Genomic DNA, 12,841 nt, shown 5'->3' on the forward strand with positions numbered 1-12,841 from the left:
GCTCAGCATGACGGTTATAGTAGTTTACGAGTTAACAGCGGCAGATTTTTTGGTGAAAAAGGCCACTAAAGTGGCTGCAGCCCCTTCCTCCATCAATTGAGTCAGATACTGGCTTACGCAGTCGGCAAAGCCGGGCAGGCGCGTCAGGTCGTGGCCCCAGAGGGCGGTGTTGCCCAATACCGTGGTGGTCAATTCCGGGGGCGAGACCCGGGCCCAGAGGTCGGCAAAGTAACCGGCGCGGTCGTCGATAATGGTGTAGGGCTCGCCATTAGACTCGCCGTGCCCCACGCCGGGAGCTGAAGTGGTGTTGCGCATAAATAGCAGGTAGGCCGCAAAGCCCAGCGCCATGTAGTGCGGCACGGCCTGGTGCTGCTGGTAGTAGTGCAGCAGCGTGGGCACGTTGCGCATTTGCATCTTCGTGGTGCCCTGCATAGCAATGGACATCCAGCGGTGCTCCAGGTAGGGGTTGCGGAACCGGTCTAGCACCTGCATGCCAAAGCGCTGGCCCACCTTTTCATCCACAGCATACGGGATGCCCGGCAGCAAATCGGCCAGCATGAGGTTGTGGATGAAGCGGGCCAGGCACTCGTTGTCGAGGGCTTCGCGTACGGTAGTGCAGCCCACCAAATGTGCCAGGCCATAGCTCAGGGTGTGCGTGCCGTTGAGCAGGCGCAGCTTCAGTTCCCGAAACAGCGTGATATCGGGCCGGATAACTACGCCTTGGGCCGTGCTGTGAAACGAGAGTATCTCACGTACTTCTTCGCCGCCCTCAATGGCCCAGAGTGAATACGCTTCGGCCACGGTGAGCAATTCGTCCTGGTAACCCAGGTCGGTTTGCAGCTGCTCGTAGGTAGCAGGGTCGGGCCGGCCGGGCACGATGCGGTCGACCAGGGTATTGCAGAAGTTATTGGCCGATTCGAGCCAGTCGATGAACTCGCTGCCCAGGTCGTTGCGGTGCGCCAGCTCCAGTACAATGGCTTCGAGCTTGCGGCCGTTGTCGGTAATCAGCTCGGTGGGCACGACCACGAGCCCGCGGCTGGCATCTCCCTTGAAGGCCTGAAAGCGCGCGTAGAGCACGGCCAGCAGCTTGCCGGGAAACGACTGCGGCGGCGTGAGGTGAATGTCTTCGTTCACCAGCTGAATGCCGACTTCGGTGGTGTTGGAAATTACCACTTGCAGGTCGGAGCTGGTGGCAAATTCCAAGACGTCGGCCCACTGGCTTTTGGCCGATAGCACCCGGCTGATGCTGGCGCATACTACGTTTTCCTCCACGGGCTTGCCGTCGTCGACGCCGCGCACGCACACCGTGTACAGGCCGTTTTGGCGGTCAAAGGCCGTGGCGTCGCCGCCGTCGGTGCTTTTCACCACCACAATGCGGCCGTTGAACACGCCCTGGCGGTTGGCCTCGTCAATCATGAAATCGGGCAGGCCGCGCAGCAGCACTCCAGTGCCAAATTGAAGCACCTTTTCGGGGAGCGCCAGCATTTCGGCGGTGGGCCAGGCTACAGGCAGGGCCGCGCGTGGGGCAGTCCGGACCAGCTCTTGGGTTAGAATCGTCATGGAGGGATAGATGTAGCCGTTTATTTTTTTGCTTCGCCCGGTGCGGTGTTCACGCGCTTTTGCCAGGCGGGGTATTCTTTTTCGAGCAACTTGGCGGGCCAGGTACCGGCGTAGAGGTAGCCGGCGCGGCGCTCGTTTTCGATTTCGGTCAAGTGGTAGTGCACCTGGCTGTCGCGGCCCACGTAAATGGGGCGGTTGGTGTTCAGCTCATAAAACCGCGCCCACAGCGTGGAGCCGGCTTCGGGCACGATGACCCGGTCTTTGCCGCGCGGTTCCTTGGGAGCGTCGATTTCCTTCATGGCGAAGCCTTCCATTTTCACGGCATTCAGCCAGGCCACGGCGCTTTCGATGGCGGTTGTCACGGGCTCAGATGGCTTGTCTACTCCCATCAGGAAGCGCACGATGCCCACGGTTTCGTCGCCGCTCAGCGAGGCTAGCTCGAAGGCGCGGGCTTTGGCTGGCAGCAGGGTTTTCTCGTCGTGCTGGGCGCACCAGGCAGTGAGCTTGCCGTTTTGCACGTACTGCGTTTTGAGGATGCAGCTGATGCCACGGTCCACGGCTTCTTTGGCTTGAGCTACTAGGCCGGGGTCCACAATAGCGAACTGGTCTTTCTGTTGGGCCACATTGCGTAGCACCGTCAGGGCCCGCACCATGGCGTCGTCGTTGTAGGTTATCTGGTGGCGGTAGTTGCTGAAATCGGGGTAGTACTGCGGGAAGCCGCCATTGGGATACTGCATTTTCAGCAGGAAGCGGATGCCGTTTTCGGCGGCCTGGCGGTAGGCCGGGTTGTTGGTGCGGCGGAAGGCCTCGACTAAATAGGTTATTTCGCGCGCGGTGGCGTTGTTGTCGATGGTGGCGTCGGTGCGGTTTTTATCGGCCAGCGTGGCCGCGCGCTGGGCGGCGGTCAGCTTGTGGTCGTAGTTCACCTTCACCTCCCCTACGGCCTTGGGCCAGCCGCCCACGCTCCGCTGGAAAACCAGCATTTTCTCAGCGATGGTATCGACCGCCGCCGATGCCGGAGCGGGCAGCGCAGGCTTGCTTAGGTCCACGTTCCAGCGGCCGCCGAAGGTCCAGTTCGCGTTGATGGCGCGGGGGCTGGGGGCATTTTCGGCGGTGGCCAGGTTGTTTTTCATCCAGGCGTAGTCGCCGCCCTTGCGGTGGCAGTCGTAGTAGTACACGCGCCGGCCCCACTGCTTGGCGCCCGGACCCGATTCAGCCCAATAGATATCGGCGTCGGCCATGTTCTTGGCAAACTTGCAGCCAATGAGGTAGAACTGCGCCTCGCGGTGGAAGCGACCGAGCTTGAAGTTGTCGTCGCCGGTGAAGCGGCAGTTTTTCAGCACCGTTTTCGAGTCCCGGTTGCCCGAGCCATCGTGCCAGATGGCCGCGTTCGGGTTGTGGCAGATAAAGCGGCAGTTTTCGGCGTAGGCCCACCCGCGGGGGCAGTAGAAATCCACGCCGCCCTCCATGGTGCAGTCCTTGAAGTAATACAGGCCGGCCTCAGTGTCCCAGGGGCTCACCGTGTCGCCGCCCAGGGCCCGGAAGGTGCAATGCTTTACCGTGATGCGGGTGGCACCAGGCATGGTGCGCAGGGCCATCTGGTGGCCGGTTTTGCTCACCGTTTTCTTGCCACTGGGCTCGGCGGGGCAATCCAGCACCACGTCGCCGGTGGCATCGAAGCCGTAGGAATTGACAACCGTGAGGTTCTCCAGCGTGATGTCGGGGCTGTTGCGTAGGTTCAGCGTGGCCACACCCCAGTCGTCGGGGCCGCCGGCGGGGTCGCAGCGCCAGGCGTCGCGGGCCTGGGCATAGGTCAGCACCACGCCTTTTTCGCTTTGGCCTTTGAATACGATGTTGGCCTTGCCGTCAACAAACACCTTCTCGCGGTAGGTGCCGTTTTTAATGAACACCGTGCGCGGCTGGGTGGCCTCGTTGGGCAAGCTGTTGACCGCTGCCTGGATGGTCCGGAAACTTCCCGAACCATCCTCGGCCACCGTCACCTGCTGAGCAAGGGTCGTTCCAAGTCCCACCTTGCCCAATCCCACTAGCAGCAGGAACAGTAGTTGCAGCGTTGTTTTCATGTTGAAAGGGACGAACTCGCTAGGGCATAGAAGTCGGCAACGACCGCCGGGGCCGTCGTTGCCGACTAGTAAAAAGGCTTACTAATAGCCGAAATTCTGACGCACGTTGGGGTCCGTGTCGATGGTGCTCTGCGGGATGGGCAGCAGTTCTTTGCCCACGTTGGGCACAAAGTCGGCGGCCAGGCCCGTGCCTCCGGGCTTGGTGTTGTTCACGTAAGCTGCATCAACGGACAAGCGCCAGTTGACGCGGGTGGTGCCGGTGGGCGTAGCGGCCGGCGAGGGCCGATAGAACGAGCGCGCCCACTGCACTTGGCCGTTCACAACTCGGTAGTACATGTACTGCGGCACGATATTGTAAGGAGCCTGGCCAGCCTGCATTTTGGCCAGCTCGGCCTTGGTTTCGGCCAGCTTGGTGGCCAGCATGCCCCAGCGCAGCAAATCGTATTTGCGAATGCCTTCGCCACCAAATTCCAGCAGCCGCTCTTTCACCAGCGCGTTGAAAAACGCTGCTTTCGTGGTGAGGTCCAGGCCAGCGGCGGCGCGGGTGGCGTTGCCGCCGAATCCCCGGGTGCGCACTTCCAACAAGGCGTTTTTAGCAGCCGTAGTGGGACCGTTCAGCTCGTTTTCGGCTTCGGCAAACATCAGCAGCACATCGGCAAAGCGGATAAGCACCCAGTTGTAACCCAGGTAGTTGCCGGTTCCGGGCAGGGCCGGGGTACGCCAGTCGCGGCGGAACTTGCCGGTGGTCACCGCGGCCAGTGTGGTGCCGGCCTGGTTGTTGTTGGAACCGATGGTGTAGGGCGTGAGCGTGATGTCGCGACGCACATCCGTCGAGTCGAAGGCGTAGAAGTAAGTGGGTACGGCGACGACGGTGCCCTGCGAAGAGCCATAGATGGGCGAGGCATTCAGGCGCGGGCCGTCGTAGTAGCCCACTTTACTGTCGGACACGGCGCTGCTGCCGCCCATGCCTACCTCAAACATGATTTCGTTGGAGCTTTCGCGGCGCAGCTCATTTATGCTCTTGAACAGGTCGTAGAAGCTGGGGTTGAGCGTGTGCTGGGTGCGGTTACGCATCAAGTCGGCGCACTCCTGCTGCGCGATGCGGTAGTAGGTAAGGTAGTCGGCGGGGCGCTCTATCACGCCGGTACGGGCGTTGGCCGAGTAGCCGCCGCGCTGCAGCGCCAGGCGGGCGCGCAATGCTTTCACGGCTCCTTTGGTGATGCGCTCAGAGGGCGCGCCGGCGGCACTACGCCACGGCACGAGCTTGGAAGCTTTACCCAGGTTTGCAATCAGCGTGTCCAGGGTCACGTTCCGGTCTGCGGAGGGCAACTGGAAATTGGCCGCGGCGTCAGTAGGCACCAACGGAGCCGGTACATCGCCCCAATTGCGCACCAGCTCATACATATACTGGGCACGCAGCGTCAGGGCTTCGCCGTAGAGGCGGTGCAAAGCAGCCGTATCGGCAGAGGTACCGCTGCGGTACAGGGACATCTGCGGAATGTTCTTGATGCAGATGTTGGCCCGCTCCACGCCCTGGTACAGGTCGCCCCAGGGGTTCACCACTTCGGCATTGGTAGGCAAGGCTTTGTAGCGCGAGATGCCCCGGTTGCCGGAGTTGGCCACGCCGGGCGCGCCAATCAGCTCGTCGGTATCATAGGGGTAGTACAGGCTCAGGCGGGTGCCGTAGGTCCGGTCGCCGGAAAGCAGGTCGTACGCTCCAATAACGGCCGTAGTGGCCCCACTTACCGTGCTGAAGAGCTGCTCCGGGGTGTAGTAGGCATCGGGCGTTACGTCAAGGTAATCTTTACACGCACTCAGGCCAAGGGTGGCGGTCAGCGTGGCGGCCCCCAGGGCCAGGCGAAGGATATTGCGTTTCATCATCGGAGTTATTACAAAGCCAGGTTGACACCAAAAAGGAAGGCGCGGCTGCGCGGGTACGCGGCGTAGTCTACGCCGGGCGTGAGGCCGGTGGCGCGGCGGGTGTTGGCCTCCGGGTCGTAGCCGGTGTATTTAGTGAAGGTGTACAAGTTGTTGGTAGTCACATAGAAACGCAGCTGCGTGAGCTTGGCGCGGCTGATGAGGGCCTTGGGCAGCGAGTAGCCCAGCGTCACGTTGTTGACGCGCAGAAACGAACCGTTTTCGATGGCCCAGGAGTGCGTGAACAGCTGCCGCGTGGGCTGCCAAATTTGCGCGTTCTGGTTCAGGTCGCGCGAGGTGTTCGGGTCCGTAATCGGGGCGCCGTTGGCGTCGATGGTGCGGTACCGGTCGTTCATCAGGGCCAGCATGTTGCTGAGCGGGTTGATGGCGCTGGTAAACTCCAGCTTGTTGGCGTTGTACACGTCGTTGCCGTACACGAAGTTCAGGAACACACTGGCATCGAATCCTTTGTAGGTAAACTGCTGGTTAAAACCACCCGTCAGCTTGGGGTTGGCGTTGCCAATCACCGTGCGGTCCAGCTCGTTCACGATGCCGTCGCCGTTGAGGTCCTTGAGCTTGATGATGCCCGGCGCCAGGGTCTGGCCCTGCACGCCCACGTCGGAAGCCACACCCGACTTCAGCGTCCACGCTTTGGTAGTGGCGTTGTAGCCTTCGAAGTCATCGACGGTATAAAAGCCCTTGCGGCCGTTGTCGAAGTCGGTCACGTAGCCGTACATCAGGCCGATGGGGCTGCCCACGCGGGCCACAAAATCCTGGGAAATGGCCGTGCTGGCCCAGCCTGAGTACACGCCGGGAATTTCCGGGGCACCGCCCAAGTCTTCAATCCGGCCGCGGTTAAACGAGGTGTTGAAATTTGCCGTCCAAGTGAAGTCGGGGGTTTGCATCACCGTGCCGCTAAGCTGCAGCTCGAGGCCGCGGTTCGAGGTGGAGCCGATGTTTTGCAGCTGCGAAGCGTAGCCCGTAATAACCGGGATGGGCCGGGCCACCAGCAAGTCCTGCGTGGTGTTGTAGTACACGTCGGCGGTGAGCTGCAGGCGGTTGTTGAACAAGGCCAAGTCCATGCCGAGGTTGCGCGAGACGGTGGTTTCCCACTTCAGGTTGGGGTTTTCCAGGAACGGCACGTTGGCGCCGCCCACCCGGATGTGGTTCAGCCAATATTCGCCGCCGCCCCCGCTCAACAGGCGCAGGTAGGAAAAGTCGTTGATGCGGTTGTTACCGGCCTTGCCGTAGCTCAGGCGGATTTTCAGGTCCGAAATCACCGTCAGCGGCTTCAAGAATTCTTCCTGCGACACGCGCCACGCCAGCGAAGCGGCCGGGAAATAACCCACGCGGTTGCCCGGCGCGTATTTCGACGAGCCATCGGCCCGGAACGTCAGCGTGGCCAGGTACTTATCGGCAAACGTGTAGTTCAGGCGGCCGAAGCCCGAGAGCAGGCGCGACTTCACCGGCTCGCCGGTGGTGGGCAGGTTGGGCTGGGCCACGGTGCCGGCCGGCAGCACACCTTGGTTGATGTTGGCAATGGCCTGGCGCGCCGTGATGTCAAGCGGCAGGAAGTTGGTTTGGATGTACTGAACGGTGCCCTGCTGCTGGTAGATTTCCTGGCCCAGGAGGCCGTCCAGGCTGTGGCGGCCCGTTTTGTACGTGTAGCTCACCACGTTGGAGTTGTTGATGGTGGTTTGGACGCCCGTGCTCAGCGAGGCGAAGGGCAGCGCGGCGTAGTTGCCGGCCACCTGGCGGATGGTGGGCGAGTAGCGGCCGTTAAAGGTTTCCAGCCGCGAGTCGGTAATGTCGAATCCGGCCGTGGACCGAACCACCAGGCCCGGCACCAGCGTCAGGGCCACGTTGCCGCTGAGGTTGGTGGTGCGGCGGCGGTCCAGGCGGTACTCGTTGTCGATGGCAATGACCGGGTTCACCAAGCTCGATTGCTGAAAAAAGTCTTCGTCGAACTGCGTGGGGTCCAGGGCGCCGGCCAGCGGCACGGCCAAGGGCTGGAACTGCACCGCGTTGCGCAGCCGCGAAGTGATGGTGGACAAGGCACTGGACGTGCCCGATCCGTTGGTTTCCTGATTGTTAAAGCGTGCGTTCAGGCCAAAGGAAAACTTGTCGCTGGCCTTGGTGTCGAAGCGGAAGTTGGCCAGCTTGCGGTCATAGTTGGAGCCGCGCTGAATGCCGTCTTCGTGGTTATCGGTCAGGCTCAGCGAATAGGTCGTGCCCTTCACCCCGCCAGCCACCGAGAAATTGTGGGTCTGCTGGAAAGCGTCACGGCCAAACACCTGGTCCTGCCAGTCCAGGAAGGGCGCGCTGCGGCTGCGGTTTAGCGTATCGCTGAGGAAGTTTTTACTGCCAAAAGCCGTTTTAAAGGTGTTGATGCCGCCCGCGGCCGTGCCCACCGACTGCGCCCGCTCAAACTGGTAGTCCACGTAGTCGGCGGGTTTCATCAGGTCGAGCTTGCGCGCAAGCTGGCGAACGCCGGCAAAGCCGTTATAGCTTACCACCACCTTGCCGTCACGGCCTTTTTTGGTGGTGATGATGACCACGCCATTGGCGCCGCGGGCGCCGTAAATGGCCGTAGCCGACGCATCCTTGAGCACGTCGACCGAGGCAATGTCCTGGGGCGAAATTACCGACAAGGCATTTTCTACTTGAATCCCATCCACCACGTACAGCGGCGAGTTGTCCTGGGTAATGGAACCGCCGCCGCGCACCCGAATCTGCACGTTGGCATTACCGGGCGTGCCTTCGGCCGAGGTGAGCTGCACGCCGGCCAGGCGGCCGGTCAGCGCTTCAGCAGCCGAGTTCACGGGCACGTCCTTGATTTGCTGCGCCCCCACCGACGATACCGAGCCGGTCACGTCGCGGCGCTGCACCTCCTGGTAGCCAATCACAACCACGTCTTCCAGCTGCTTGCTGTCGGAAGCCAGGGTCACGTTGATGGTCGACTGGTCGCCCACCGTCACTTCTTTTGAGGTAAAGCCCACGTAGCTGAAACGCAGCTTGGCCGTAGCCGCACTAGCGGCGGGCAGCGTGATGTTGTAAGCACCGTCGCCCCCGGTGGAGGACCCATTGGTGGTGCCTTCTACCAGCACCGTCACGCCGGGCAGGGGCTCCCCTTCGGCAGACTTTACGACGCCCTGAATCTGGCGGCTTTGGGCCATCGCCAGTCCGATGCTCCCAAAGAGCAGCAGCCAGAGCAGGAGAAAATGTTTTTTCATGAGTGCAGGAAAAATTGGGTAGGAGTTTTTTTGAAATCAGCTTAGCGCAGGGCCTCGAGGGGCACGGCGTCCATGTCGGTGTATTCGCGGTTTTCGCCGGCCATGCCCCAGATGAAGGCATAGGCCGCCGTGCCGCAGCCGGTGTGGATAGACCACGGCGGCGAGAGGATGGCCTGCTCGTTGCTCACCCACAGGGGGCGTGTCTCGGTGGGCTCGCCCAGCAGGTGCAGCACGCGCTGGCCGGCGGGCAGGTTAAAGTAGAGGTAGGCCTCCATGCGGCGGTCGTGGGTGTGGCTGGGCATGGTGTTCCACACCGAGCCGGCTTGCAGCTGCGTCAGGCCCATCACCAGCTGGCAGCTCTGGATGCCTTCGGCGTAGATGTACTTGTAGATGGTGCGGCGGTTGGCCGTCTCGGTGGCGCCCATTTCCACGGGCGTGGCCTGAGCCTGCGTGCGCAGAGTAGTGGGGTGGGCATGGTGGGCCGGGGCCGAGAGCAGGTAGTACTTCGCCGGATTGGCGGCGTCGTGGCTGGTGAAGCGCACGTCGGCCGTGCCCATGCCCACGTAGAGGCAGTCCTGGTTGCCCAGCTCGTAGGTGTCGTTGCCCACGCGTACCTGGCCGGGGCCACCTACGTTGAGCACGCCCAGCTCGCGGCGCTCCAGAAAATAGCCGGCCTTGAGCGACTCCGGGCACGGCAGCGACAACGCTTGGCCATTGGGCTGGGCCCCGCCCACTATCATGCGGTCGTAGTGCGTGTAGGTAAGTTGGATTTCACCGGCCGCAAACAGGTTTTCAATCAGGAAATGCTCGCGGATACCACTCGTGTTGAGGGTAGCCGTTTCACGCGGACCGATGGCGAAGCGTTGGGTCATGGAAAGGTTGAGTTTTGAATGTTGAGGGTTGAATTTCTTTCGTTTGAATTATTGAGAGGTGCTTTACTTGTTCAATTCAACCCTCAACATTCAAAACTCAACCCTTAATTACCGCCCCATCCAGCCGCCGTCGACGGTGAGGATGGTGCCGTGCACGTAGTCGCTGGCGGCCGAGGCCAGGAACACGGCCGGGCCCTGGTAGTCCTGGGGCACAGCCCAACGGCCAGCCGGAATGCGCGAGAGAATGGCGGCGCTACGCTCCTCGTCCTGGCGCAGGGCGGCGGTGTTGTCGGTGGCCACGTAGCCGGGGGCAATGGCGTTCACGTTGATGCCACGGCCGGCCCATTCATTGGCCAGCGCCTTCACCAGGCTGCCTACGCCGCCTTTGCTGGCCGCGTAGCTGGGCACGTTGATCCCACCCTGGAAGGTGAGCAGGGAGGCCGTAAAGATGATTTTGCCACTCCCCTGCTGCAGCATTTGCGCGCCGATGGCGCGCGCCAGCCGGAACGGAGCGTCCAGATTAATGGTGAGCACGGCGTCCCAGTCCTCGTCAGAATGCTCGGCGGCCGGCGCGCGGCGGATGATGCCGGCGTTGTTGAACAGGATGTCAATCGTGGGATAATCGGCCTGCACCTCCTTGATGAAGCCGTTGAGCTGCTCCAGATTGCCGAAGTCGGCCTGGTAGCCGCGGTACTCCCGGCCTAGGGCCTGCACAGCCTGCTCGGTTTCGCCGCCCTGGGGCATATGCGCCGATACGCCGATGATGTCGGCGCCAGCTTCGGCCAGGCCCAAGGCTATGGCTTGACCGATACCCCGGTCGCAGCCCGTCACGAGGGCGCGCTTGCCGGCTAAACTAAAAGCAGAAGAAAATGCAGTCATAAAAGGGACGATGCGGAGACCAGAAGAAGTATAAACCAAGCTCGCAGTTCGGCTGCGGCCGGTTTTGCTTCTTAAAGGTTTCGTGCATCAGACCCTGGAAGCAAGACTTGGACAATATATTTTTGCGCAATCGTTACCGGGAACGATGCCATACCCGCGACGATGCTCTCACCAGCAGAATTAATTGGCTTAACTAGCTCAATTTAGGCCAAATGAGTTTCGAACCAGCTGCAACCGGCTCTTACGGCTATTATTGTACTTTACTAATATTCTAGCCCTGTATTTGATTTTTCGGCTTAAGCTGAACAATACCTTATTTCATAATCAGCCCAATTATTTTACAATTCCTCTTTCGTCTTAAAGCACCCGCGCTTTCTGTCATGCAGAGCGCAGCGAAGCATCTTATCCCCGGAGAACGGCTCAGGCGTGATAAGATGCTTCCTTCGTCAGCATGACAGCCGATTGGGTTACCTGCGCGGTAGAGATGCTTCGCCGCGCTCTGCATGACAAATGCTAGTCAGCATGACAGATGGAACAGATATTTTACTGCCTATTGCCCATTCTCAGTGATGCGCCACCAATCCAAATCGACGTTGCCGGCGTCGTTGGTTTTGCCGATGCGGCTGCAAAACACACCCACTTTGGCTCCAATCCACTTGCCTTCGCGGGCCTGGAAATCAGGCCCGATTGTTTCGAACAGCTTGCCGTCGCGACTGTAGCTGAAGCGGCACTTGGCACCGGGGCTCACCTGCACCCGCAGGTAGATGGTGCCGGAAGCCGGAGCGGCAATCATGAGCGGCGCGGCCCCGGTTTCGAGGGTGAGCTTGTCGGCATCGTGGCAGGTGGTTTGGGCGATGCGCCACTGCCCGTTGTGGCTCGTGACGGAGAGGTAGGCGTAGTCGAGCCCCATCATTATCAGCCCAACTTTTTCGCCGTCGAACCGGGGCGTGAAGGTGAGCTTGGTGGTGGCCGTGAAGCGCTCGGCCGGCAGCTTTTGCAGCAGCAGGTTGGGGGCTTGCCAGTAGTTCTTGAAGTCGGTGAGCAGCGGCACGGCGTAGAGGCGCAGGTAGCCCTGGGGCCCGTTGGGGAAGGCCCAGCCCAACTGGGGGTTGGCGTGCCACTGCCACTGCAGGCCCAGCGCGGGGCCGCTGAATTCGTCGGACGTGGCCGGGGTGGCCAGGGGCTGCGCCGGGCCGGGCACGCGGGGCCTGCGGTAGGTGAGCACCGGCTGGCCCTTGCCGTCGCCGTCGGGGTCTTCGCCGATGACGGGCCAGTCGTTCTTCCAGGCCATGGGCTGCAGGTGCACCACCCGGCCGTAGGGCCCCTGGTCCTGGAAATGCAGAAACCAGTCCTCCTTGCCATCGGGCGTGTCGACCCACGCGCCCTGGTGGGGACCGTTGATGGTGGTTTTGCCTTGGTCCATTACAATCCGGTCTTCGTAGGGGCCGAATACGCTCTTGGACCGCAGCACGGTTTGCCAGCCGGTGGGCACGCCGCCGCCGGGCGCGAAAATGTAGTAGTAGCCGTGGCGCTTGTAAAACTTAGGGCCCTCGATGGTGGGGTGCCTGGCGTGCCCGTCGAAGACCAGCACGTCGTCGCCCATGACTTGCAGGCCATCCGCGCTCAGACGCGATACGGCCAGAATGGACTTGAACCCGGCCCGGCTGCCGGCGAAGGCGTGCACGAGGTAGGCGCTGCCGTCTTCGTCCCACAGCGGGCAGGGGTCTATCCAGCCTTTGGCTTCCTTTATTAGCTTGGGGAGCTCCCAGGGGCCGGCGGGGTTGGTGGCGCGCGTCACGTAAATGCCGCGGTCGGGGTCCGGGTAGTAGAGGTAAAACTGCTTGTTGTGGTAGCGAATGGCCGGGGCCCACACGCCGTTGCCGTGCTGGGGCAGCCGGAACTCGGCCACCGGCAGCTGTTCCTGAAACGCGGCCCCGATAATGGTCCAGTTCACCAGGTCTTTGGAATGCAGGATTTGCAGGCCCGGCACGCTGTTGAAGCTCGACGAGGTGAGGTAGTAATCGGTGCCGACCCGCACCACGTCCGGGTCCGAATAGTCGGCGTACAGCACCGGGTTTTTGTAGCTGCCGTTGCCCAGGTCCGGGACCCAAACCTGGGAAAGCGTGGCCTGGGCTGCCGCCTGCAGGCTCAAGCCGATACTCAAGATTACAACACTTCGAACTATCCGCTTTAGCTGTGCTGCCATTGCTTGCTGCTTAGGGTATAGTCAAAAAAGAACGTCATGCTCATCTGGCGTCCGCGCAGTTGAAGCATCTCTACTGCTTCGTTGTAACGGGTC

The 12,841-nt window shown here is 61.5% G+C and carries 7 protein-coding genes; all 7 read right to left on the reverse strand.

Going from position 1 to position 12,841, the window contains the following annotated elements; all coding sequences use genetic code 11:
- Positions 1–24: 24 nt before the first annotated feature.
- A complete protein-coding gene (locus AUC43_RS01930; protein WP_068189126.1) occupies positions 25–1,560 on the reverse strand; it encodes a tagaturonate reductase in 1,536 nt (511 codons plus the stop codon).
- Positions 1,561–1,580: 20 nt separating this feature from the next.
- The gene (gene pelA, locus AUC43_RS21385; protein ID WP_233254081.1) at positions 1,581–3,641 is read right to left on the reverse strand and encodes a pectate lyase; all 2,061 of its coding nucleotides are present in this window, start codon (positions 3,639–3,641) and stop codon (positions 1,581–1,583) included.
- An 81-nt stretch (positions 3,642–3,722) separates the two neighbouring features.
- Positions 3,723–5,522: a RagB/SusD family nutrient uptake outer membrane protein gene (locus tag AUC43_RS01940; RefSeq protein WP_233254082.1), complete on the reverse strand. Its 1,800-nt coding sequence runs from the start codon at positions 5,520–5,522 to the stop codon at positions 3,723–3,725.
- 8 nt (positions 5,523–5,530) lie between these two features.
- Positions 5,531–8,791 (reverse strand): SusC/RagA family TonB-linked outer membrane protein, encoded by a 3,261-nt coding sequence (locus AUC43_RS01945; protein WP_068189129.1) that lies wholly within the window; start codon positions 8,789–8,791, stop codon positions 5,531–5,533.
- A gap of 41 nt (positions 8,792–8,832) precedes the next feature.
- Positions 8,833–9,663: a 5-dehydro-4-deoxy-D-glucuronate isomerase gene (kduI, locus tag AUC43_RS01950; RefSeq protein WP_068189132.1), complete on the reverse strand. Its 831-nt coding sequence runs from the start codon at positions 9,661–9,663 to the stop codon at positions 8,833–8,835.
- Positions 9,664–9,771: 108 nt separating this feature from the next.
- Positions 9,772–10,542, reverse strand: coding sequence for a 2-dehydro-3-deoxy-D-gluconate 5-dehydrogenase KduD (kduD, locus tag AUC43_RS01955; protein ID WP_068189135.1), 771 nt, complete (start codon positions 10,540–10,542; stop codon positions 9,772–9,774).
- Positions 10,543–11,092: 550 nt separating this feature from the next.
- Positions 11,093–12,706 carry a glycoside hydrolase family 43 protein gene (locus AUC43_RS01960; RefSeq protein WP_335340908.1) on the reverse strand — a complete coding sequence of 538 codons (1,614 nt, stop codon included), beginning with the start codon at positions 12,704–12,706 and terminating at the stop codon, positions 11,093–11,095.
- Positions 12,707–12,841 lie beyond the last annotated feature (135 nt).

The organism is Hymenobacter sedentarius (assembly GCF_001507645.1).
GTDB classification, from domain to species: Bacteria; Bacteroidota; Bacteroidia; order Cytophagales; family Hymenobacteraceae; genus Hymenobacter; species Hymenobacter sedentarius.

Excerpts from the sequence above, each read along its gene's own strand:
- AUC43_RS01930 (WP_068189126.1), bottom strand. The coding sequence starts at position 1,560 with ATGACGATTCTAACCCAAGAGCTGGTCCGGACTGCCCCACGCGCGGCC.
- AUC43_RS01945 (WP_068189129.1), bottom strand. The coding sequence starts at position 8,791 with ATGAAAAAACATTTTCTCCTGCTCTGGCTGCTGCTCTTTGGGAGCATC.
- AUC43_RS01940 (WP_233254082.1), bottom strand. The coding sequence starts at position 5,522 with ATGATGAAACGCAATATCCTTCGCCTGGCCCTGGGGGCCGCCACGCTG.
- kduD (WP_068189135.1), bottom strand. The coding sequence starts at position 10,542 with ATGACTGCATTTTCTTCTGCTTTTAGTTTAGCCGGCAAGCGCGCCCTC.
- pelA (WP_233254081.1), bottom strand. The coding sequence starts at position 3,641 with ATGAAAACAACGCTGCAACTACTGTTCCTGCTGCTAGTGGGATTGGGC.
- kduI (WP_068189132.1), bottom strand. The coding sequence starts at position 9,663 with ATGACCCAACGCTTCGCCATCGGTCCGCGTGAAACGGCTACCCTCAAC.